The organism is Pedobacter psychrodurus (assembly GCF_004331735.1).
Taxonomy (GTDB): Bacteria; Bacteroidota; Bacteroidia; order Sphingobacteriales; family Sphingobacteriaceae; genus Pedobacter; species Pedobacter psychrodurus.
Map to the genome: position 1 here is coordinate 249,690 of NZ_SJSO01000002.1, position 22,282 is coordinate 271,971.

22 protein-coding genes are annotated in these 22,282 nt (G+C 37.7%); 13 read left to right on the top strand and 9 right to left on the bottom strand.

Annotated features, from left to right (window positions below):
- Positions 1-29: 29 nt before the first annotated feature.
- Together EZ456_RS02840 and EZ456_RS02845 are read right to left on the bottom strand one after the other, a co-directional pair.
- Positions 30-635: a Crp/Fnr family transcriptional regulator gene (locus EZ456_RS02840; protein WP_131527140.1), complete on the bottom strand. Its 606-nt coding sequence runs from the start codon at positions 633-635 to the stop codon at positions 30-32.
- 47 nt (positions 636-682) lie between these two features.
- Positions 683-1,264, bottom strand: coding sequence for a thymidine kinase (locus EZ456_RS02845; RefSeq protein WP_051691820.1), 582 nt, complete (start codon positions 1,262-1,264; stop codon positions 683-685).
- A gap of 123 nt (positions 1,265-1,387) precedes the next feature.
- Here EZ456_RS02845 and EZ456_RS02850 point away from each other — a divergent pair, with 123 nt between their 5' ends.
- On the top strand, positions 1,388-2,590 hold the full coding sequence (locus EZ456_RS02850) for a hypothetical protein (RefSeq protein ID WP_131527142.1): 1,203 nt from the start codon (positions 1,388-1,390) through the stop codon (positions 2,588-2,590).
- A 690-nt stretch (positions 2,591-3,280) separates the two neighbouring features.
- Here the strand turns inward: EZ456_RS02850 and rodA are convergent.
- The 7 genes from rodA to purN all read right to left on the bottom strand — a co-directional run bounded on the left by rodA (position 3,281) and on the right by purN (position 11,499).
- Positions 3,281-4,543 (bottom strand): rod shape-determining protein RodA, encoded by a 1,263-nt coding sequence (gene rodA, locus EZ456_RS02855; RefSeq protein ID WP_131527144.1) that lies wholly within the window; start codon positions 4,541-4,543, stop codon positions 3,281-3,283.
- A gap of 1 nt (position 4,544) precedes the next feature.
- Positions 4,545-6,554, bottom strand: coding sequence for a penicillin-binding protein 2 (mrdA, locus tag EZ456_RS02860; RefSeq protein WP_131527146.1), 2,010 nt, complete (start codon positions 6,552-6,554; stop codon positions 4,545-4,547).
- Entirely contained in the window at positions 6,554-7,069 is a 516-nt protein-coding gene (locus EZ456_RS02865) for a rod shape-determining protein MreD (RefSeq protein ID WP_108200842.1), read from the bottom strand. Before EZ456_RS02865 ends, mrdA begins: the two co-directional genes overlap by 1 nt.
- Complete coding sequence (gene mreC / locus EZ456_RS02870) at positions 7,062-7,901, bottom strand: rod shape-determining protein MreC (protein ID WP_131527148.1); 840 nt, start codon at positions 7,899-7,901, stop codon at positions 7,062-7,064. The genes EZ456_RS02865 and mreC overlap by 8 nt, the downstream gene beginning before the upstream one ends.
- 86 nt (positions 7,902-7,987) lie before the next feature.
- Complete coding sequence (locus EZ456_RS02875; RefSeq protein ID WP_010601761.1) at positions 7,988-9,010, bottom strand: rod shape-determining protein; 1,023 nt, start codon at positions 9,008-9,010, stop codon at positions 7,988-7,990.
- Between the two features lie 210 nt (positions 9,011-9,220).
- Entirely contained in the window at positions 9,221-10,747 is a 1,527-nt protein-coding gene (gene purH / locus EZ456_RS02880; protein WP_131527150.1) for a bifunctional phosphoribosylaminoimidazolecarboxamide formyltransferase/IMP cyclohydrolase, read from the bottom strand.
- Positions 10,748-10,920: 173 nt separating this feature from the next.
- Positions 10,921-11,499 carry a phosphoribosylglycinamide formyltransferase gene (gene purN / locus EZ456_RS02885; RefSeq protein ID WP_131527152.1) on the bottom strand — a complete coding sequence of 193 codons (579 nt, stop codon included), beginning with the start codon at positions 11,497-11,499 and terminating at the stop codon, positions 10,921-10,923.
- A gap of 242 nt (positions 11,500-11,741) precedes the next feature.
- Between purN and rpsT the strand changes: the two genes are divergently transcribed.
- The 12 genes from rpsT to EZ456_RS02945 all read left to right on the top strand — a co-directional run bounded on the left by rpsT (position 11,742) and on the right by EZ456_RS02945 (position 22,235).
- The gene (gene rpsT, locus EZ456_RS02890) at positions 11,742-11,996 is read left to right on the top strand and encodes a 30S ribosomal protein S20 (protein ID WP_029277289.1); all 255 of its coding nucleotides are present in this window, start codon (positions 11,742-11,744) and stop codon (positions 11,994-11,996) included.
- Positions 11,997-12,068: 72 nt separating this feature from the next.
- The gene (gene radC / locus EZ456_RS02895) at positions 12,069-12,767 is read left to right on the top strand and encodes a RadC family protein (protein WP_131527154.1); all 699 of its coding nucleotides are present in this window, start codon (positions 12,069-12,071) and stop codon (positions 12,765-12,767) included.
- Between the two features lie 107 nt (positions 12,768-12,874).
- Positions 12,875-13,711 (top strand): endonuclease/exonuclease/phosphatase family protein, encoded by an 837-nt coding sequence (locus EZ456_RS02900; RefSeq protein ID WP_131527156.1) that lies wholly within the window; start codon positions 12,875-12,877, stop codon positions 13,709-13,711.
- Positions 13,712-13,714: 3 nt separating this feature from the next.
- On the top strand, positions 13,715-14,479 hold the full coding sequence (locus tag EZ456_RS02905; protein WP_131527158.1) for a prolipoprotein diacylglyceryl transferase: 765 nt from the start codon (positions 13,715-13,717) through the stop codon (positions 14,477-14,479).
- A gap of 5 nt (positions 14,480-14,484) precedes the next feature.
- Positions 14,485-15,879, top strand: coding sequence for a radical SAM protein (locus EZ456_RS02910; RefSeq protein WP_131527160.1), 1,395 nt, complete (start codon positions 14,485-14,487; stop codon positions 15,877-15,879).
- 1 nt (position 15,880) lies between these two features.
- Complete coding sequence (locus tag EZ456_RS02915; RefSeq protein WP_131527162.1) at positions 15,881-16,075, top strand: hypothetical protein; 195 nt, start codon at positions 15,881-15,883, stop codon at positions 16,073-16,075.
- Positions 16,076-16,092: 17 nt separating this feature from the next.
- Positions 16,093-16,287 carry a hypothetical protein gene (locus tag EZ456_RS02920; RefSeq protein WP_131527164.1) on the top strand — a complete coding sequence of 65 codons (195 nt, stop codon included), beginning with the start codon at positions 16,093-16,095 and terminating at the stop codon, positions 16,285-16,287.
- 279 nt (positions 16,288-16,566) lie between these two features.
- Positions 16,567-18,966 carry a phenylalanine--tRNA ligase subunit beta gene (gene pheT, locus EZ456_RS02925; RefSeq protein WP_131527166.1) on the top strand — a complete coding sequence of 800 codons (2,400 nt, stop codon included), beginning with the start codon at positions 16,567-16,569 and terminating at the stop codon, positions 18,964-18,966.
- 31 nt (positions 18,967-18,997) lie between these two features.
- Positions 18,998-19,288 carry a hypothetical protein gene (locus EZ456_RS02930; RefSeq protein WP_131527167.1) on the top strand — a complete coding sequence of 97 codons (291 nt, stop codon included), beginning with the start codon at positions 18,998-19,000 and terminating at the stop codon, positions 19,286-19,288.
- A gap of 33 nt (positions 19,289-19,321) precedes the next feature.
- Complete coding sequence (locus EZ456_RS02935) at positions 19,322-19,612, top strand: cell division protein ZapA (protein WP_131527169.1); 291 nt, start codon at positions 19,322-19,324, stop codon at positions 19,610-19,612.
- Between the two features lie 301 nt (positions 19,613-19,913).
- The gene (gene rny, locus EZ456_RS02940) at positions 19,914-21,485 is read left to right on the top strand and encodes a ribonuclease Y (protein ID WP_131527171.1); all 1,572 of its coding nucleotides are present in this window, start codon (positions 19,914-19,916) and stop codon (positions 21,483-21,485) included.
- Between the two features lie 234 nt (positions 21,486-21,719).
- Positions 21,720-22,235 (top strand): Mpo1 family 2-hydroxy fatty acid dioxygenase, encoded by a 516-nt coding sequence (locus EZ456_RS02945; RefSeq protein WP_131527174.1) that lies wholly within the window; start codon positions 21,720-21,722, stop codon positions 22,233-22,235.
- Positions 22,236-22,282: the final 47 nt, after the last annotated feature.

The window sequence follows — 22,282 nt, forward strand, 5'->3', positions numbered from 1 at the left end:
GAAACGTTAACAAAAGATAAGGATTAAATTTAATCCTTTAAAATGAGTGTGCGTTTTCGGATGCGGGAGAGTGAAACTGGTGTAATGCCTAAAAAATTGGCAATAAAGTGTTGTGGAACACGTTGAAAAATATCTTTTGCAGTTTTTTCAAGCGTGGTGTAACGCTCTTCAGGGCTTTGGGTAACAAAGGCAGTAACCCGGTCTTCATAACAACAGATGTAATATTCTGCCACCAGCCGGCCAAACCGCTCCATTTTCAGCGCCAGCATGGGATGGTTTAACATTTTCTGAAGATCGGCGTAAGCAATGAGAACAAGTTCGGTTTCCTCTAAGGCCTGAATAAAATTTGTACTGGGTATTCTTCTTAAAAAGCTTTTATAGGCACTTACCAGCTCGTTTTCAAAACAAAAATAACCAGTAATTTCTTGTCCGTCTTTAACATGATAATGCGTTACTGCACCCTGGATAATAAAGCCAATACAATCGCATACTTTCCCTTCAACTACAAAATGATCCTTTTTCTTTAAGGTAGAAAAACTCAGGTATTGACTGAAGATTTCCCATTCACTTTCTTCGAAAGTGATAAATTGAGCTAAGCCGGTTCTAAAAGCATTGATTTTAAATTGCTTGTCCATACTCGTAATTAAATCCTTTTAAAGATACAGATTAATCAAGATTGGTATTATCCTTTGCCCAGATTATAACAAGCCCTGCAACGTGGCTCATAACTTTCCTTTTCGCCCAGTAGTACGGTCGCTTCATCAGCAACGGTTCGGTAACTGTACAGGGCAGGGTTTCCACAGCAAACACAAACAGCATTTACTTTGGTAACATGTTCGGCAATAGCCATTAATGCAGGCATAGGGCCAAAGGGTTTACCCGTAAAATCCATATCCAAACCCGCAACAATAACGCGTATGCCTTTAAGGGCAAGTTTATTGCAAACATCAGGAAGTTCATCATCAAAAAACTGCGCTTCATCTATACCAACCACCTGTGTATTGGTACCAAGCAATAAAATGGCCGAAGCGCTGTCAACAGGGGTAGAGTTTATCGAGTTTAAATCGTGCGAAACCACAGCGGTTTCGTGGTATCGGGTATCGGTACGGGGTTTAAAAATTTCGACATTCAATTTAGCAATTTGCGCTCTTTTTAGCCTTCTAATCAGCTCTTCCGTTTTACCAGAAAACATAGAGCCACACACCACTTCTATACTTCCTGAAAATTCGCCCCTTCTTCTAAAATTTTGTTCGCTAAATAACATGCCTGTTTTTTTATGCCCCTATGTCCGTTCTATAATTTTTAAACCGAACAAATATGAGAATTATGTGTTATTTTTGAACACATAGTTACCAACATAAATCGACTAAAAATTCGTTTTAATTTTATGATGAACCAACAAGATATTTTCAGAAAGATCGGCAGCATTTTAACAGAATTAAATGAGCAATATCAGTTTTTAGCTCAAAATCCTCAGCAATTAAACGATTTGGAACTTGAGCTTTTTCTGGCCAATGCCCATTTCCTTTCCGATCATGTTAATATCGTCAAAAAATTAAATACCATAGTTGAAGATAAGACTGCCGAACCAGGAAATCATGCTTTGTTGGCAGAACAAAACACTATTATCCTACCTGAGGCTGAAAAAAGCTATGCGGAAGAGGAGGAAAGTTTTGAACCTGAGGAACTGGAAGAAGTGGCTACTGCCCAGGAAGAGGAAGAACGCATAGATGTAAAGTCTGAGCAGGAAGTATTGGATGATGAACTTATTGAAGAAGAAAAAGCCACGTCGCTTTTGAATAAAGACTTCTTTAAGCCCGACCAGGATGACCATACTTTTGAATTCGTACTGGGTACACACGATGAAAATGATCAGTTCGATTATGAAGCAAATCCGATAGCTATCGGATCTGTTGAAGAAATTTTCGATCGCCCTTTAAGCAACGAAGAAGCAGAAATCTTAGCGCGTAAAAAGATAATTCACGAAAAGGAAGATGCTTTATCTGTTCAGGAAGAGCCTTTACCCACTGAAGAAGATGAAATTGGTCCTGAACCTTTTTTAATTCCGCACGAGGAAGATACTCAAATAATGGAGAAAGAAGAGCCTGTTGTGGCAGTGAAACTGGAAGAACCAATACCAGCGCCTACTTTTCAGCCTATTGAGGCACTGAAGGATGTGAAACTGGATGATCCTATTATTTCGCCGCCTGTTGAGCAGGAGCGCCCTTTATTTACGCCTGAAGCTGTTCCGGTAAAACCAGCTCCACAGCCCGAAGCAAGTAGAGCTGCACCAAGTTTAAACGATTTGCTTGCCAAAACAAATGGCAAGAACGACGAGCCTGTTAAAGCACCTATCGCCGATTTAAAACAGGCGATTAGTTTAAATGAAAAGTTATTTTTTATTAAAGATCTTTTTAATGGTTATAACCTGGCCTATTCGGAAGTTATTGATATCATCAACAAAATGAACAGCTTCGAAGCTGCAGATAGCTATCTTCAGCATAATTATGCGGCGAAAAATAACTGGGCAAATAAACAGGCTACTGTTGATCAGTTTTACGAGTTGCTGAACCGTAGGTTTAGTAAGTAGAGCGGAAAGCGTAAGGCCACTTGCGACTGGCGTTACACCGCGCATCATCATACCGAACTGGTTTCAGTATCTATGCTTATTATTTAATACCGAGAATGGACAAAAATTAGCATTTGCAAATTTTCTATGGGTCAGTCGTCATTCCCGTGCAGACGGGAACCACGAAGTGCTCAGCGAAGCTAATCTTAAAACTTATTGCATTACGATTCCCAATCAAGTTGGGAATGACGTTACGCTTTGAAATCGACTCTGGACTAAAGAACCCTGATTATAGAGAAACGATTCCAATTTTGTAAATGATTAGGAAACGATTGTTCAGTATTTCATTGATGCTGTAGTCCCACCACCACTTCAATCTTTTTGTAAAATTACCGTTAATAGAAAATGCGATTTTTCCAAAAAGGATTTCCGTTAAGTTGGGTTTATTAACGCAAAACAGTAGCACAGAACTGCCCACTTAATCCCCTGCCCTGCAGCAGGTATGCGATAAAAGCAAACATGAGGCCAAGATCGTCCTCGTTTGTCACAAAGTGATTCCTTTGGAATAACGAGGATGCAGGAGGTTGGCATTTGTAATGCTGGTAAGGCTTTCTTAAATTGATCAAAAAGATTCTGATCCCGAACCTTCGGGACAGAATGACGCATCTCTTTTGAGATATCGACTTAGGACTAAAGACTCCCGACTTAGGACTAAATAAATCCCATCCGGTTAGAGTCCAGCTTCAAAAAGATAAACAGCAAGATTGTAAAACTCCATAAAGACGAACCTCCATAACTAATTAAGGGTAGGGGAATTCCAATTACAGGAATAATACCAATCGTCATCCCGATATTAATAAAAACGTGAAAAAAGAGGATACAGGCTACGCTATAGCCATACACCCTGGAGAATGTAGATCGTTGCCTTTCTGCTAAATTAACCAATCGCAGTAGCAGGAACATGTATAAACCTATCACCACAGAACAGCCCATAAATCCCCATTCTTCACCGATGGTAGAGAAAATAAAGTCGGTACTTTGCTCGGGTACATAACCATATTTAGTTTGTGTGCCCTGTAAAAAACCACGGCCGGTTCCCTGGCCTGAGCCTATGGCAATCTGCGATTGAATTACATTATAACCCGCACCTTTATTATCGGTTTTAAGCCCTAACATTAATTCGATACGGCTACGTTGATGGGGGGCTAAAACTTTTTCGTAGGCAATTTTTATTAAAAATAGATAGCCAATAGCGAAAACCGTTACCAAAACAGTAGAGAAGATTATTTTTTGTTTTCTTCTGTTGTTGTAAATGAAAAGGCCGGCAATTGTGGTAATAATGATGATTAAGATATAGGTTGGTACTAAGAAATCGGCAATAAAGAGCACGATCATTCCCAGAAATATTAATAGGAAGTAACCTGACAAGCCCTCGCGGTACAATGGGAACATAAATGCAAGAAACACCAATGCCGAACCTGTATCAGGCTGAAGCATAATTAACAATAGCGGTGCGGCAACAATTAATCCAGCAATCATGATTGATTTAACATCTCTGAATTTGGGGTTAAATGCCCCCACATACCTTGCTAAAAGTAATGCAGTACCAAATTTGGCAAATTCGGCAGGTTGAAGTTTAAAAGAGCCTATTGCAATCCATGCCTGGTTCCCGGCCACTTTGTTTCCGATTACCAGTACGGCCATTAGCAACAATAATGTACCACCATAAATAAAGGGTGAGAATACATTGAAAAGCCTTCCATCAAATAATAAGATAGATAAGCCTAAAATCAAACCAGTGATGATATAAATTAGCTGTTTGCCGTAAAGTGTGCTAAAGCCAAACACAGTTGTTTGTTCCGGTGGAACTGAAGCATAAATATTGACAAAACCAATAGCGCATAAGGCAATATAGATTAAAACAGTAATCCAATCTACATTAAAGAAAAAACGGTTTCCCTGTTGCTGCTGCATTTTATTTCTGGATTACAGGTTTATCGATGATTACTGATTTAAATTCTTTAGGCTTTGTGGTAACCGTTTGTTTTATCGTTGCCGATTTAATTCTCAAACTATCTTTTACCCGTTTGGTTGAATCTGCTTTTTTAAGCAACAGGCTATCTGCCTTTGTGAGTTTAACAGCCTTTGTTTTGTCTTTTAAAACTGGTAAAAGATTTTGGTTTTTCATCCATTCTACCTGAGCAGCCCTTGCACCGCTAACACTACCTTTCAGGTACTTCTCGATCATGTAACTGGCTATCGGGGCAGCATAGGTGCTACCATAACCCGCATTTTCTACAATTACGGCGATGGCAATTTTCGGATTATCTCTTGGCGCAAAGCCTATAAATACCGAGTGGTTTTTGCCGTGTGGGTTTTGTACCGTTCCTGTTTTTCCGCAGAGTACTACATCTGGAATCCGTGATAGTATGGCGGTTCCCCAGCTGGTGTTTACGGCATCCTGCATACCATCAATTACGGGCTCAAAATGTCTGGCATCTACGCCCACATAATTTTTAACCACATATTCTTTTTTAACCAGGTTTTTATCGCCTATACCTTTAATTAAGTGCGGCTTCAGGTAATAACCACGGTTAGCAATAATGGCCATGGCATTTGCCATTTGCAATGGGGTAGCAGTAATCTCACCCTGGCCAATAGCCTGTGAAATTACATTGGTATATCCCCATCTTTTACCATAAATTTTATCGTAGTGATCTGCGGTATAAAAATACCCCTTTCTTTCATAAGGCATATCAATATCGAGCTTTGATCCGAAACCAAATTTGGCCACTTTATCACGCCATTCCTGATACGTCTGTCTTTGGTTTTTCATCCCGTTTTTGGTAATTAACTTCTGAAAAACATAACAAAAGTAAGTATTACAGGAACGGGCAATGCCTCTTCTCAGCGAAATTGAACCATCAAAGTGCTCGCATTTAATTTTTCTATTTCCAGCCTGATAATAGTGCGGACAAAAGAATGTGGTGTTGGGATCGATTACGCCTTCTTGCAGTCCGATTAAGGCATCAACCGGTTTAAACGAGGATCCTGGGGGATAGTAACCCATTATCGGTCTTACTAAAGATGGACGATATGGATTACCAACAATAAATTCCATGTAATTGTTCCCCTGGTTTCTACCCACCAAAAGATTTGGATCATAGCCCGGGCTACTTATCAATGAAAGAATTTCTCCCGAAGCAGGTTCAATCGCTACAATTGCACCAACCTTGTTCATCATCAATTCTTCACCGAGTTTTTGAATCCTCATATCAATCCCCGAGATCAATCTTTCTCCCGAAACGGCATTTACATCGTATTTGCCATCGGCGTAACTTCCTTGCGGGGTGTTGTGCGCATCGTATACCGTATTAATTACGCCTTTCTCGCCTCTTAAAGTTTCTTCATAAGAAAACTCTAAACCACTCTTACCCTTATAATCTCCAGGTTTGTAAAACCCCTCAGATTTTTCGATATCAACAGGGCTTACTTCTTTTACATAGCCAAATAACTGTCCACCAACACTATCTGGATAATGCCTGATGGTTCTGTCTTGCGTTCTAAATCCTGGAAAACGGTAAAGCGTTTCCTGCAAACGGGCATAACTTTGAACAGAAATCTGCTTGAGGAAAGGGGTAGCTTGATAGCTCGATTTTCCTCTCGCTTTTTTAAGGTTTTTCCGAACATCCTCAAAAGTAATGTCTAATGCCTGTGCAAGCGCCAGGGTATCAAAAGGTTTTACTTCATTTGGCGTAACCATGAGGTCGTACACAGGTTCATTTTGTACAATAACCTTCATGTTGCGGTCTAAAATGGCACCACGGGCAGGATATTTATAGATTTTTCGTAGAACATTACTTTCTGCAGAAACGAATGCCGCATCGCTAATGATCTGGATATAAAATAACTTTCCTAATAAAATCAGGGCGATTACAATAAATAATCCTTGAACGATATATTTTCGGTTAAATAATTGATCCATTAGCGTGGTGTTCTTCTATAGAATATAAACTCTACCAATAAAATAATAAGCAGTGTAAAGATACAACTTAAGCCGCATCTCATTAAGGTATAACCAATTTCGGTTAGCCTAAATGTTTCTAAAAAGAACAGCACCAAGTGGTGTGCAACAACGCAGAGAAAAGCATAAAGAGAAAACCATTGGAAACCCATATAACTTAACGATGGTTCTGGGTCGTCAATTGCGTCGCGGTTTAAACTTATTGAAATAAAAGAAATTCTTACAAAAGCCAATACTACACATGCCGTAGCATGTACGCCCATGGTATCGTAAAAAGCATCCAGTGTTAAGCCTGTTCCAAAAGCCAATAAATACAACAGGATGTTGGGTATGCCAAAGGGAAGCAGTAGTAAAAATAATACATAAATGAATGGTGTAGAAAGATCATAGAAGCCCATATTCTTGAGCAAGAATATCTGCACAAAAAGCAGTAAAAACCACCTGATCACATTTATAATAATGATTCTACTATTCATTCGGTTTAGCGATGCTTTCTAAAGCTTTTTGCTCTTCAGCTTTTTTATCTTTAACCACATATACATACTGCAATGTGCTAAAATCTGTAAATAAATTTAATTCTGCTGATAAGAAATTATCATTCGTGGCCACATTTGCCTTGCTAATTTTTCCAACTAAAATCCCGGCAGGAAATGATGCGAATCCTGATGTAACGATCGTATCACCTACATACATTTTAATGTGATTGGGAACCTCTTTAACAAAAGCTTTTTTAATATCGAAATTGCCATCACCCCAAACCAGTGAACCTAAAACATGATTCTTTTTCAAAGTTACGCTGATTTTGGTGTCTTTATGTAATAGCGATTGGATAGTAGCTAAATGTGCCGAAACATCACGGATAAAACCAACCACTCCACGTTGGGGAGCTATAACAGCCATTCCGCTTTTAATGCCATCAACAGTACCTTTATTAATCGTCATTACGTTATTGCGTAAAGTGATCGAGTTTTTAACCACTTTAGCTGCCAGATAAGAATACTGTTGATTTGTAACGGTATCAATAACTTGTACTTCTTTGGTGGTATCTACTGTAGTTAATCCCAGTAATTGGCTTTTAAGTTTAGCGTTTTCTGCAGCAAGACTATCATTTACTATCCCCAGGTTCAAATATCTTTTAAAAACATTCAACCTTTCGTATGCGGTACCCACTACCTCATTGCTTGAGTTTAGGGTTACACTACGTTGATAGGAGTTGTTTTTCACCGTTAGGTAGATTCCCACGGTAAAAAAAATGATAAATAAGAAAAATGCGTTGTATCTGCTGATGAAAATCCAAAGGTTACGCATTGCTCATGAGATATGAGACCTGCGATATGAGATATGAGTTTTGATAAATTAGTCTCAAATCTCATATCTCATATCTCAAATCTAGGTTATTGCATTAAGAATTTATATCCGCCAATGTTTTTAAGGGCGATGCCAGTTCCACGAACTACTGCACGAAGTGGATCTTCTGCAACGTGAACAGGTAATTTAGTTTTAGCAGCTACACGCTTATCTAAACCTCTTAATAATGCACCACCACCGGTTAAATAAATACCAGTTTGGTAAATATCTGCTGAAAGTTCTGGAGGGGTAATCTCTAAAGCTTTTAAAATTGCTTCTTCAATTTTAGAGATCGACTTATCTAAACAGTGTGCAATTTCGGTATAAGAAACAGTGATCTGCTTTGGTACACCTGTCATTAAATCGCGACCTTGAACCGCGAAATCGGCAGGGGCATCCTGTAATTCAGGTAAAGCTGCACCAACTTCAATTTTAATTTTTTCAGCGGTACGGTCACCAATCATAATGTTGTGCTGACGGCGGATGTAATTTACAATATCAGAGTCGAAGTTATCTCCGGCAACGCGGATAGACTGATCGCAAACGATACCAGATAAAGCGATAACCGCTATTTCAGTAGTGCCACCACCTATGTCGATAATCATGTTACCCATTGGTTCTTCCACATCGATCCCAATACCTACGGCTGCTGCCATTGGTTCGTGGATTAAGTATACCTCTTTTGCACCAGCAATCTCGGCAGAGTCGCGTACGGCACGTTTTTCTACTTCAGTAATACCCGATGGAATACAGATTACCATACGTAAAGAAGGAAACATCCAGCCTTTACCGCCATTAAGCATGCGGATCATGCCTTTAATCATCGCCTCAGCAGCGTTGAAATCGGCAATCACACCATCTTTTAATGGACGAACGGTTTTAATATTATCGTGGGTTTTACCCTCCATTTGCATTGCCTGACGACCTATAGCAATGACTTTGTTTGTAGTACGATCGAAAGCAACGATAGATGGTTCATCTACAACTACTTTGTCGTTATGTATAATCAGGGTATTCGCAGTGCCTAAATCGATGGCAACTTCTTGCGTAAACCAGTTAAATAATCCCATGTATAAGGTATGTTTTCTTTATTTTATCAAATCTATACTATTCCTAATGTAAAAATAGCTTTTTTATTGTTTTAAGTTTTATTTTCTTCAGTTATTAAATTGTTTTTGAGGCAATTAAAATTCGGAAAAAAGCTAAAAGGCGAAAGCTGAAAGACTAAAGCTGCTGCAACGAGCTTTAAGCTTTGGTCTTTCAGCTTTCAGCTCAAAAAACTAGTGTTTAAAGTGTCTTACCCCAGTGGTTACCATTGCAATACCTTTTTCGTTTGCTTTCGCTACAGAATCAGCATCTTTAATCGATCCGCCTGGTTGCAGAACAGCTGTAATTCCGGCTTCGGCAGCAATTTCAACACAATCAGGAAAAGGAAAGAAAGCATCAGAAGCCATTGCTGCACCTTGAATACTGAATCCGAAAGCCGCTGCTTTTTCAATCGCTTGTTTTAATGCGTCAACACGAGAAGTTTGACCAACGCCACTTGCAATTAAAACATCATCCTTAACCAGAACAATTGTATTCGATTTAGTATGTTTTACAATTTTATTGGCAAAGAAGAGGTCTTTTAGTTCTTGTGAGGTTGGTGCTTTATCGGTAACGGTTGTCATTTGCTCAGGACCTTCTATAATTAAATCTTTATCCTGCTCAATTACACCGTTTAATAATGTTTTAAATTGTTTTTTGCTCAATTCAACCTCGTTACGTTGTAAAATAACACGATTTTTCTTTTTGCTGAACAGTTCAATTGCTTCTGCCTGGTAAGAAGGAGCGATCAAAACTTCGAAAAACAGGTTGTTAATTTCTTGGGCAGTTTCTAAGTCTACCGCAACATTGGTAATCAATACACCACCAAAAGCAGAAACCGGATCACAAGCCAATGCATCAATCCATGCCTGTTTAACGGTTGGGCGAGAGGCTATACCACAAGCATTTGTATGTTTTAAGATCGCAAAAGTTGGATCTTCAAATTCGTCGATTAAAGCAACAGCTGCATCCACGTCAACCAAATTGTTGTAAGAAAGTTCTTTACCGTTCAGTTTGGTAAACATGGCATTTAAATCGCCATAAAATACACCACCTTGATGAGGGTTTTCTCCATAACGTAAAGTTTTAGCTTCTATTACACTTTGTTTGAAAACATCAAGAGGTTCTTCTGTATTGAAATAATTAAAAATTGCAGTGTCATAGTGCGAAGAAGTATGGAAAGCAGTTTTGGCGAACGATTTACGCTGTGCTAATGTAGTTTCGCCATTTTGTTCTGCCAGTTGCGCTTCTAAAGTAGGGTAGTCGTTTTTTGATGCGATAATCACCACATCGTTGAAGTTTTTTGCAGCGGCACGGATTAATGAAATACCTCCGATATCGATTTTCTCGATAATTTCTTCTGGTGTTCCGCCTGCTTTTACGGTTTCTTCAAAAGGATATAAGTCAACAATAACCAAATCAATTTCAGGAATTTCATATTCAGCAATCTGCTCCTGGTCGCCAGCTAATGCTCTACGGTTTAAAATTCCGCCAAATACTTTTGGGTGTAAGGTTTTAACACGCCCGCCTAAAATAGATGGATAACCTGTTAAATCTTCAACCGCCGTAACCGGAAGGTTTAAATCTTTGATGAATTGTTCTGTTCCACCGGTAGAAAATAACTGTACCCCTTGCGCGGCCAACAATTTTACCAATGGCTCCAAACCATCTTTATAATATACTGAGATTAAAGCGTTTTTGATTTTAATGGATTGACTCATTCTACTGAAAATTTTGAGCCGCAAAGGTAGTAAAACAGGATTGTTTTTTAATGAGATTTACCGATCAATATTAAATTTTATTCCACCATATATAATATGATATATCCGTTTGCCAAGTTCGCTGTTCTAAAGTTGATTTAAAATAGCATTATTAGCCAGTTGCCCTGTGTAATTTATTTACTGATCTTTTTTACAATGGTTTCTACCACACGAGGGTAGTGCTGGTGCTCGAGCTGCTGTCCCTTAAACTTTACCATTTCCAGATTGTCGCTTTTGTCGATTCTGTACTTGGCTTGATAGATGTACTCGCCTTCATCGTAGTTTTCGTTAACATAATGAATGGTTATTCCGCCTTCGGTTTCGCCTGCAGCCATAACGGCATTATGTACATGATCTCCATACATACCCTTACCTCCAAATTTAGGAAGGATTGCCGGATGGATATTTACAATTCTGCCTGGGTAAGCATGGATTAGGTTTTTGGGGATTAGCCAAAGAAAACCAGCAAGAACAACAAAATCGATTTCAAGATTTTTGAGGAGATCAATTACCTCGTCGGTTTTATAGAACTCGTTTTTGTCGAAAATATGAGTAGGGATTTCAAAATTATCAGCTCTTTGTAGCACATAGGCGTCAGCATTATTGGTCAATACCAAAGAAATTTCTATCTCATTACTCCGTTTAAAATGCTCCATCAGCTTTTGGGCATTGGAGCCAGAACCTGATGCAAAGATGGCTATTCGTTTTTTCACTCAAAATCGTTTTGTCCAAAAATAGTATTTTTAAGCCTGTTTTCTTTAATTGGAAAGAATTTTTATTGAATTAAGTTAAAGTATTATTAATGAATATTTTTAATGTATTTTTGCAGTTCGGAAACAGGGTTAAATTTTAACGAAAAAAAAGTTAAAAGTGTTTTGTATTTTAAAAACATTAATCCTATATTTGCAACCCGAATTATAGGAAACGAATAAGAAAAATAAAAGGCTAAATAGAAATGGCAAATCATAAATCTTCATTAAAAAGAATTAGAGCAAACGCAACAAAACGTTTACGTAACAGATATCAGGCAAAAACTACACGTACCTTTATTAAAAGATTACGTGCTGCAGAAGATAAAAAATCTGCATCTGATTTATTGCCTAAAGTAATCTCTATGTTAGATCGTTTAGCTAAAAAGAACATTATCCACAAAAACAAAGCGGCTAATAACAAATCAAAATTAACGAAATTCGTTAACGGTTTAAAATAAGCCAATTTTTTTACGATATTAGTAAAGGCATCCCAACCAAAAATTGGGATGCCTTTTTTTTGTCTTAAAAAAATGGAAAATTACGAACAGAAATTAGGTATAAAGTTATGGGCGGAAGAAGATCGCCCGCGTGAAAAACTTTTATTACATGGCCGGAGACATTTAACAGATGCCGAACTGATTGCTATTTTAATTGGCTCGGGAAGTAAAAATGAAACCGCTGTGGATTTAAGTAAAAGGATTTTGTCTTTTTACGATAACAATTTAACAAAACTTGGACAAGCCTCTATTCTGGATCTTTCCAGGTTTAGAGGTATTGGAGAAGCCAAGGCATTAACTATTATTGCCGCTTTAGAGCTTGGTTTACGGCGAAAGGAAACTGCAGAGGAGTCCATTACTCATGTTACTACTTCTAACGATGTTTATAAATATTTACATCAAACTTTCGCTAATCTAAATCACGAAGAGTTCTGGATATTACTCCTTAACAGGTCTAACCGGGTAATAGGTAAATTTTTGATCAGTAAAGGAGGGCAGGCAGGTACAGTAGCCGATCCGAAAATTATTTTTAAAACAGCTTTAGAAAACAATGCGGCAAACATTGTATTGGCGCATAACCATCCTTCAGGAAGTTTAAAGCCCAGTGAAAGCGACGATAAATTGACCAGGAATATGGTTGCTTCAGGAAATCTGCTTAGTCTGTATGTGGTCGATCACCTTATTTTTGCCAATAACCGTTATTACAGTTACAGGGATGAAGATTTAATTTAAAAGATATTTGATTGTTAAACTACAATTAACGTTAAATTAGTATAATAGCGGTTTAAAATTAAGTGTTACTGGCTGGCCATTATTAATTAAATTGTGTAATTATATTTATGAATACTTTAAAAATCATCCCTGTTTTTCTTTTATTAACGATTATGGCTTTCGCCCAGAAAAAAGCTGCTCCAATTAATATCATTACGTATAACATCCGCTTAAATGTAGCGTCAGACGGTGTTAATGCCTGGCCAAACCGAAAAGATAATGTAAAAGCTTTGGTGAAATTTCACGATGCCGATATTCTCTGCGTACAGGAAGCTTTGCCCGAACAATTCGATGCATTGCTCGAAAATTCTAATTTCGATGTGGTAGGAGTTGGTCGTGATGATGGTAAAAGAAAAGGGGAATTTTCAGCAGTTTATTTTGATAAAGACAGATTTGCCAAAAAAGATGGTGGAACGTTTTGGTTGTCAGAAACTCCTGATGTTCCTTCAAAAGGATGGGACGCTGCATTGAACCGGGTATGCAGCTGGGTTAAATTGTACGATAAGTTGAATAAAAAAGAATTTATTGTTTTTAATACCCATTACGATCATGTTGGGGTGAAGGCTAGAATCGAATCAGCTAAATTGCTTAAACAAAAAATACAGCAGATAGCACCTACTTTGCCAGTTGTTTTTACAGGCGATTTAAATGTAACACCTGAAACTGAAGCAATTGCTACCATAAAATCTTTTCTTATCGACGCGAAAGATGTTTCTGTAGAGCCACCATATGGTCCAACGGGTACTTTTAATGCTTTTGATTTTAACAGTGACCTGAAAAACAGGATCGACTACATTTTTGTAAACAAAGGATTTAAGGTGCAGAAATTTGCTGTATTAACCGATAGTAAGGATAAAAGGTACTACTCGGATCATTTACCTGTTTTTTGCAGACTTTGGTTTTAATAAATGCTGTTAAAATCCACATCACTGTTTCCCTTTCAATTCGAACTTTTTGGTAACCAATACCATTATCACTATATTTTCGAAACGCTGGCATTTATAGTCGGTGTAAGATTATATTATTACTATAAAAAAGGGATTGTAGATCCGATAACTGACGAAAATAGGCTGTGGATTATGTTGGGCGCTATGCTCGGGGCATTAATCGGCTCGCGTGTAATTGCAGTGCTCGAAACGCCTGAAGTACTCCACCATCTTAGTTTTTCATTTCTTTATCAAAGTAAAACCATTGTTGGCGGTTTACTTGGAGGTTTGTTCGGTGTTGAATTAATAAAAAAGATATTAGGTGTGAATATCGCCTCTGGAGATATTTATGTTATCCCGATTTTAGTTGCACTAATTATTGGTCGTATTGGTTGCTTTTCGATGGGGATCGACGAACCAACTTATGGGGTTCCTACTCACTTTTTTATGGGAATGGATCTGGGCGATGGCATACTTCGTCATCCCATCATGCTCTACGAAATGATTTTTCTAATGTTTTTGATTTTTCTTTTTAATCGCTTAAAACATAAAGCGCTGATTAACGGAGATCAGTTTAAGCTATTGATGGTGCTGTACTTCCTGTTCCGGTTTCTGATAGAATTTATAAAACCTTACCATTCATTATTTTTAAATTTAAGCAGTATTCATTGGTCTGCATTGTTTATTTTTATTTATTATTATAGATTCATCATCAGAATTTCGAAACGGATTTTACATAAACAGTAAACATTATGGCCAATACCAGAGATTATATATACTACGATTATACCAAAAGTCTTTGCCCGGAATGTTTACAGCTTTGCGATGCGAAAATTGTTTTTCAGGATGCTAAGGTATTTATGCTGAAAAATTGCAGAACACATGGCGATAGCAAAGTAATGATTGCTGATGATATAGAATATTACAAACAGATCCGGAATTACAATAAACAATCGGAAATGCCACTTAAATTTAATACCAAAGTGCATTACGGTTGCCCTTACGATTGTGGTTTGTGTACTGATCATGAACAGCATTCGTGTTTAACCGTAATAGAGGTTACTGATCGTTGCAACCTTGCCTGTCCAACATGTTATGCCATGTCGTCGCCAAGTTATGGCAGGCATAGAACTTTGGCAGAAATAGAGCGGATGATGGATGTTGTAGTGGCAAACGAGGGCGAACCTGATGTGGTTCAACTCTCGGGTGGAGAACCAACTGTACATCCCGATTTTTTTAAGATTTTAGACCTTGCCAAAACAAAGCCTATTAAACATTTAATGGTGAATACGAATGGTATCAGGATTGCAAAAGATATTGGCTTTGTAGAGAAATTAGCGAGTTATATGCCAGATTTTGAAATCTACCTGCAGTTTGATAGCTTCAGCCCCGAAGTATTAACCAAGCTAAGGGGCGAAGACCTCACCGAAGTGAGGAGAAAGGCCATCGACCATCTTAACCAGTTTAATGTATCTACAACCCTGGTCGTTACTTTGCAAAATGGCCTTAATGATCATGAAATTGGCGATATTTTAGATTATGCGCTTAAGCAGAAATGTGTTCGAGGTGTTACTTTCCAGCCTACTCAGGTTGCCGGAAGAAATGATGATTATAATGATCAGCAGGGAAGAATAACCCTAACCGAGGTGCGCAGAAAAATTTATGAACAATACCCTGTTTTTACCCCACAAGATTTAATCCCTGTGCCGTGTAACCCCGACGCACTGTGTATGGCTTATGCATTAAAAATTGGCGATGAGGTGATCCCAATGACACATTTGATCAATCCCGAAGATTTACTTAACAATTCAAAAAATACCATTGTTTTTGAACACGATGAAAAATTGAAAGAACATATGCTCAACTTGTTTAGCACTGGTGTTTCGGTAGATTGTGCCGAAGATACCTTTGGCGAATTGATGTGTTGCCTGCCAAGGGTTAAATCTGATAATTTGAGCTATGATAATTTATTTCGAATCATTATCATGAATTTTATGGATCCCCTGGATTTTGACGTACGTGCAGTTAAAAAATCTTGTGTGCACATTGTGAGCGATAAATACAAAATGGTACCCTTCGAAACCATGAATATTTTTTACCGCGACAACAAAATAGATCTGATCAGAGAAAAATTAAATATGAACTAACATGGAAGGTTTATTCGGATTATTCATTGTTTATTGCCTTACTGCAGTTGTGCTCTTTGTTGTTGGGATTATTCAGATTATTATTAAATCATCAAGGAACGAACCCGTAAAACCTGGGCTAAAATTGCTTATTATTTCAGTAATTATGGTGATAATCGGTTTTGGAGCCTGTGCAGTATTGCTCTTCAACAGTTAACAATCGAGGTAAATGCTATGGAAATTTTTATAGTATATTGGGTAATTGCCGTGCTGTTGTTTGTAATTGGCATCATTCAGATCATCGTAAAAGCAGCGAGAGATCAACCCGTTAAACCCGGCCTTAAACTAGTTATTGCGGCTGTTATTATGGTAGTAATCGGAGCAGGAGCATGTGCAGTAATTCTATCTAATCTAAATATTGGCCACTAGTCATTTTTATTGTGTTCTTGGACTAAGGTTTTAGCACCCGTGAGTCTCAAATCTCATGTCTAGAATCTCAAATCTCAATAATTTAACTTTCTCCTTTGGCCTTTAAATAATATCTTTGCGTTTTATAATTCTTGAACTAAGGTTTTAGCACTCGTATGTCTCAAATCTCATGTCTAGAATTTCAAATCTCAATAGATGAAACCATGGTGATTTTGCCAATACAATACAGGGAAAACAAAATCACAATAGCTTCATTGCAATTAAAACAATATTAACTAAATGAAAATATCATATAACTGGTTAAAACAATTCGTAAAGATCGATAAAACACCTCAAGAGCTTTCTTTGATTCTTACCAATATTGGTTTAGAAGTAGAAAGTGTAGAAAAAGTTCAGCCTGTTGTGGGCGGTTTAGAGGGTTTGGTTATTGGCGAAGTATTAACCTGTGTTCAGCATCCCAATGCCGATCGTTTGCGCATTACTACTGTAAATGTTGGCGGTAAAGAAAACCTTCAGATTGTTTGCGGTGCTCCTAATGTAGGCGCTGGTCAAAAAGTGGTGGTGGCTACAGTGGGTACAACAGTATATCCTTTAGAGGGTGAGCCTTTTAAAATAAAAGAATCAAAAATAAGAGGAGAACTTTCTCAGGGGATGATTTGTGCCGAAGATGAAATTGGTTTAGGCAAATCTCATGATGGGATTATGATCCTGGCAGAGGATACCGAAATTGGGATCCGTGCAAAAGACCATTTCAAAATGGATGATGATTTTGTTTTCGAAATCGGATTAACACCAAACCGCGCCGATGCAGCTTCGCATTTAGGTGTGGCCAGAGATTTAGCTGCTTATTTCAGAAGCGAATATGAAATGCCTGATCTTTCAGCTTTTAAAGCAGATAACGAAAATCTGGTAATTCCGGTAGAAGTAGAAGATTTAGCAGCTTGCCCACGTTACAGTAGCCTTACGCTTTCTGGTGTTACCGTAAAAGAATCGCCAGAGTGGTTAAAAGATAAATTAAAGGTAATTGGTTTACGTCCGATTAATAATGTAGTCGATATTACCAATTATGTACTTCATGGTTTGGGTCAGCCTTTACACGCCTTCGATGCCGATAAAATTACCGGTGGAAAAGTAATTGTAAAAAAAGTTGCTGAAGGAACGCCTTTTGTAACCCTTGATGACGTTGAACGGAAGTTGAGTGCAGATGATTTAATGATCTGTAATGCCGATGCACCAATGTGTATTGCTGGTGTTTTTGGTGGAAAATCTTCTGGAGTTGATGCCAACACCAAAAATATTTTCTTAGAAAGTGCTTACTTTAATTCGGTTTCTGTACGTAAAACTTCAAAAAGACATGGCTTAAAAACCGATGCCTCTTTCCGTTACGAGCGTGGTACTGATCCGGAGATTACGGTTACGGCTTTAAAATATGCGGCATTATTAATTAAAGAACTGGCTGGCGGAGAAATTTCTTCATCAGTTTCTGATGTTTATCCAAGTCATATCAAACCGTTCGAGTTTGAAGTAAGTTATACCAACATCAATAAATTAATAGGTGCAAATATTCCATCAGCAGAAATTAAACACATTATTACTGCATTAGGTATATCAGCAACCAATACCTCTGATGATACTTTGGCTTTAAGAGTACCATCGTTTAAAGTTGATGTTACCCGCGAATGCGATATTACAGAAGAGGTATTGCGTATTTATGGTTATAACAATATTGAAATTCCATCGAAAGTAAATGCATCACTTTCTTATAGCATCAAACCTGAAAAAGAAAATACGCACAACGTAATTGCAGATATGCTTACCGCTAATGGGTACGCAGAAATTATGTGCAACTCGTTAACTAAATCGGCCTATTCGAAAAATTTAGACGAAGCCGTATTTATTTTAAATCCGTTAAGCAGCGATTTAAATGTAATGCGTCAAAATTTATTGATGCCGGCATTAGAGAGCGTAGCCTACAACCAGAACCGTAAAAATGCTGATGTTAAGTTTTACGAATTCGGTAAAACCTATCATTTAATTAATGAGCAATATGTAGAGCGTTCAAGGTTATTATTGTTGATCTCGGGTGCTATACAGAGCGAGCAATGGAATCATAATGCTAAATCAGCTACCTTTTATAACCTAAAGTCGGCAGTTGATGCTATAATAAGCCGTTTGGGTATTGCAAGCTATCAAACCGATACTTTGAATGATGAAAACTTTGCTTACGGAATTAAATATTTCCGTGGAGATAAAACCCTGGTAAGTTTCGGTGCTGTTTCAAAAGCCGATCGTAAAGTAGCCGATGTTAATGCAAACGTTTTTTATGCCGATTTTGATTGGGCAGCCTTGTTGGATATTGTGAAGAAAAATAAAATCGTTAACAAAGAAGTTTCTAAGTATCCACAAGTGCGCAGAGATTTATCTTTATTGATCAATCAGTCCGTAACTTTTGATACTTTAAAGGGTATTGCTTTCAAAACCGATAAAAAGCTGATCAAAGAAGTTGGTGTATTCGATGTGTATGTTGGCGATAAATTACCTGAAGGTAAAAAATCGTATGCTTTGAATTTCATTTTGCAGGATGAGGAACAAACCTTAACTGATAAGCAGATCGAAAATACGATGCAGAAACTAATCGCGAATTTAACGGCACAAGCTGGTGCAGAAATTAGGAAATAAAATATAAATTCGTATTTTTAGAAATAAATTCATGACTTCTGTTGCAGATCAATTAGATAAAGTATTACAAAAAACGGCTCAGGTATTGGAGCTATGTAATGCGCTACAGGAAGAAAATGATTTATTAAAGCTTGAAAATCAATCGTTAAAAGTAGCACTCGATACATCGAAAGGCAAAAATGTAGAACTTGATGAAAAACTAAGGGTTACAAAATTGGCTAAAAGTATAGAGGGAACAAGCGAAAAATCGCTTGACATTAAACAAAAAATTAACGATTTTGTGCGGGAGATTGATAAGAGTATTGCATTATTAAAAAAATAATGATGCAAAAAAATCAGAAACTAAGCTAAACAAATGGGAGAAATCTCGATTAAAATAACCATTTCCGACCGTATTTATCCGTTAAAGGTGAATATGGAAGAGGAAGAAATTGTGAGACGGGCAGCAAAAATGATCAACGAGCGCATAAAAGATTATCAGGATAATTATGCGGTTAGGGATAAGCAGGATCTTCTTTCTATGGCTGTGTTGCACTATGCAACGGCTGTATTAAGAACAGAAAACAAAGTACAAAACCAAGATACTGCTGTGGCTGATAAAGTTGAAGAATTGGATATTTTACTCAATAATTTCTTTTCAAAATAAGGTTCGTTCTTTCAAAGCGTGCGTCACTCTGAACTTGTTTCAGAGCCTATTTATAAAGATCCTGAAATAAATTCAGGATGACGGTGGCTTTAAATATATTAGCACAAAAATATAGCCGCAGCTAGTTTTTGAGTTTCAAATTTTATAAAACTTAACACTTCAATATCTATAGGGTTAAGAGGGCGTATTTCATCTGCTATGGCACCTGAAAATGGCTTAAACCCTAATTATGCTTAGTTGAGGTTTAAAATGTATGAGACTTTAAAAATTAGTTGCGGTTTTTTTTTACTTAAAAAACAAAATGGAAATAGTTGAAATATTAGGATACGTATTTGCCGTAATAGCGGGTATAGCTATCGGAGTAGTGGTAGGAAGATTCCTCCTGCGTAACTTGCTTAAACAGCAGGAAGTTGCCGCACAGAGCAAAGTGAAAAAGATTTTAAAAGATGCAGAGAACAATGCAGAAATCTTAAAAAAGAATAAACTTTTAGAAGCAAAAGAGAAGTTTTTGCAGATGAAAGCAGAGCATGAGCAAGAAGTAAATGCGAAAAACAATAACATTAACCAACGCGAAAATACCATGAAGCAGAAAGAGCAATCGGTAAATCAGCGTATGGAGAATTTTAATAAAAAAGAACAAGATCTCGATAAGCAAAAAGGCATTTTAGAAAAGCAGACCGAACTTACCATTAAGAAACAAGAAGAGGTTGAGGTGTTAAAAAACCAGCACCTAACGCAGTTGGAAACCATTGCAGGTTTATCTGCCGAAGAAGCTAAAAATCAATTGGTAGAAAACTTAAAAGAAGTTGCCCGTACGCAGGCCATGATCCAGATTAAGGACATTGTTGACGAGGCCAAACTTACTGCAAGTAAAGAAGCAAAAAAAGTAGTAATCCAAACCATTCAGCGTACTGCTACCGAAGCTGCAATTGAAAATTCTGTATCTATTTTCCATATCGAAAGTGACGAGATTAAAGGTCGCGTTATTGGTAGAGAGGGTAGAAATATCCGAGCTTTAGAAGCTGCTACAGGTATTGAGATTATTGTTGATGATACACCAGAGGCAATTATTTTATCAGGTTTCGATCCGGTAAGAAGAGAAATAGCCCGTTTGGCTTTACACCGTTTGGTAACAGATGGTCGTATCCACCCGGCACGTATTGAAGAAATTGTAGCGAAAACCAAAAAACAGATCGAAGATGAGATTGTAGAAATTGGTGAGCGTACAGTGATCGATTTGGGCATTCATGGCTTACACCCTGAGTTAATCCGTATGGTTGGCCGTATGCGTTACCGTTCATCTTACGGGCAAAACCTTTTACATCACTCTCGTGAAGTAGCTAATTTCTGTGCTACCATGGCTGCAGAGCTTGGCTTAAATGCTAAAATGGCTAAACGTGCTGGTTTATTGCACGATATAGGTAAAGTGCCTGATGATAATCCTGAATTGCCACACGCAATTTTAGGTATGCAATTGGCCGAAAAATATAAAGAGCATCCTGAAATTTGTAATGCTATTGGCGCCCACCACGATGAAATCGAGATGACTTCAATGATTTCTCCTATTATTCAGGCTTGTGATGCGATCTCTGGCGCACGCCCGGGTGCACGTCGTGAGGTTGTAGAAAGTTATATTAAACGCCTTAAAGATTTGGAAGAATTGGCTTTATCTTATCCTGGTGTTGAAAAAACGTTTGCAATTCAGGCTGGTAGAGAATTACGTGTAATTGTAGAAAGTGAGCGCATTACTGATGCACAGGCAGAACTTTTAGCTGCCGATATTTCGACTCGTATTCAAACTGAAATGACTTATCCCGGACAGATTAAGGTTACCGTAATTAGAGAAACCCGTTCTGTAGCATTTGCAAAATAAATTGAATCGTCATCCTGAACTTGTTTCAGGATCTTAGTAGCAGAAAAGGTGCTGAAATGAATTTACTGCTTACCTTTCCGCTGCGCTACAGGTCAGCATGACGATTACGCTAGCCTCGGTTCGTGTCCTCACGAAACGAAATGTATAAAAGGTTTGTGAGACACAAACCTCAGCGAAGGATTAAACAAAATATTAAGCGATGGATATTCCATCGCTTTTTTTTATTTTTACATAATGAGCAAGCAAATCCTAACAACTGAACCCCAACGACCAGTAGATGTACTTTTTGATAAGTATGCCGAAAGCCATCAAAATCCAACAAACAAGCTGGTACACTGGATCTGTGTTCCGTTAATTGTATTCAGTTTGCTGGGTTTGATCTGGCAGATCCCTTTTCCGCATATCGGTTTTTTAGGTAGCTACAACGGTTTCTTTAACTGGGCATCTTTTCTATTGGCCTTTAGTTTGTATTATTACTTTACACTTTCTCCAGTATTGTTTTTCTTAATGATCTGGGTAGTAGGTTTAATGAGTTACATTATCGTAAAAATTGAGCAGGCGGTAGGCTTAGGTAGTGGAACGGCCTATGTCATTTATGCAACAATATTTGTTGCGGCCTGGATTGGTCAATTCATTGGACATAAAATTGAGGGCAAAAAACCATCATTCCTGGATGATGTTAAGTTCTTGTTAATAGGTCCGATATGGTTATTGCACTTCATTTGCAAGAAAGTGGGTATTCGTTACTGATTCGAAAAGCACTTAACGTTTAGTTAACCTTAAGGTAAAGTAATATT

Bases quoted from the DNA above. Each gene is read 5' to 3' on its own strand.
- EZ456_RS02875 (WP_010601761.1), bottom strand. From the start codon at position 9,010: ATGGGATTATTTAACTGGTTTACGCAAGAAGTTGCCATCGATTTAGGC.
- purH (WP_131527150.1), bottom strand. From the start codon at position 10,747: ATGAGTCAATCCATTAAAATCAAAAACGCTTTAATCTCAGTATATTAT.
- EZ456_RS02850 (WP_131527142.1), top strand. From the start codon at position 1,388: ATGATGAACCAACAAGATATTTTCAGAAAGATCGGCAGCATTTTAACA.
- EZ456_RS02945 (WP_131527174.1), top strand. From the start codon at position 21,720: ATGAGCAAGCAAATCCTAACAACTGAACCCCAACGACCAGTAGATGTA.
- rny (WP_131527171.1), top strand. From the start codon at position 19,914: ATGGAAATAGTTGAAATATTAGGATACGTATTTGCCGTAATAGCGGGT.
- EZ456_RS02915 (WP_131527162.1), top strand. From the start codon at position 15,881: ATGGAAGGTTTATTCGGATTATTCATTGTTTATTGCCTTACTGCAGTT.
- mrdA (WP_131527146.1), bottom strand. From the start codon at position 6,554: ATGGATCAATTATTTAACCGAAAATATATCGTTCAAGGATTATTTATT.
- EZ456_RS02845 (WP_051691820.1), bottom strand. From the start codon at position 1,264: ATGTTATTTAGCGAACAAAATTTTAGAAGAAGGGGCGAATTTTCAGGA.
- EZ456_RS02935 (WP_131527169.1), top strand. From the start codon at position 19,322: ATGGGAGAAATCTCGATTAAAATAACCATTTCCGACCGTATTTATCCG.
- EZ456_RS02865 (WP_108200842.1), bottom strand. From the start codon at position 7,069: ATGAATAGTAGAATCATTATTATAAATGTGATCAGGTGGTTTTTACTG.
- EZ456_RS02905 (WP_131527158.1), top strand. From the start codon at position 13,715: ATGCTGTTAAAATCCACATCACTGTTTCCCTTTCAATTCGAACTTTTT.
- mreC (WP_131527148.1), bottom strand. From the start codon at position 7,901: ATGCGTAACCTTTGGATTTTCATCAGCAGATACAACGCATTTTTCTTA.
- pheT (WP_131527166.1), top strand. From the start codon at position 16,567: ATGAAAATATCATATAACTGGTTAAAACAATTCGTAAAGATCGATAAA.
- EZ456_RS02900 (WP_131527156.1), top strand. From the start codon at position 12,875: ATGAATACTTTAAAAATCATCCCTGTTTTTCTTTTATTAACGATTATG.
- EZ456_RS02920 (WP_131527164.1), top strand. From the start codon at position 16,093: ATGGAAATTTTTATAGTATATTGGGTAATTGCCGTGCTGTTGTTTGTA.
- rpsT (WP_029277289.1), top strand. From the start codon at position 11,742: ATGGCAAATCATAAATCTTCATTAAAAAGAATTAGAGCAAACGCAACA.
- radC (WP_131527154.1), top strand. From the start codon at position 12,069: ATGGAAAATTACGAACAGAAATTAGGTATAAAGTTATGGGCGGAAGAA.
- EZ456_RS02910 (WP_131527160.1), top strand. From the start codon at position 14,485: ATGGCCAATACCAGAGATTATATATACTACGATTATACCAAAAGTCTT.
- rodA (WP_131527144.1), bottom strand. From the start codon at position 4,543: ATGCAGCAGCAACAGGGAAACCGTTTTTTCTTTAATGTAGATTGGATT.
- EZ456_RS02930 (WP_131527167.1), top strand. From the start codon at position 18,998: ATGACTTCTGTTGCAGATCAATTAGATAAAGTATTACAAAAAACGGCT.
- EZ456_RS02840 (WP_131527140.1), bottom strand. From the start codon at position 635: ATGGACAAGCAATTTAAAATCAATGCTTTTAGAACCGGCTTAGCTCAA.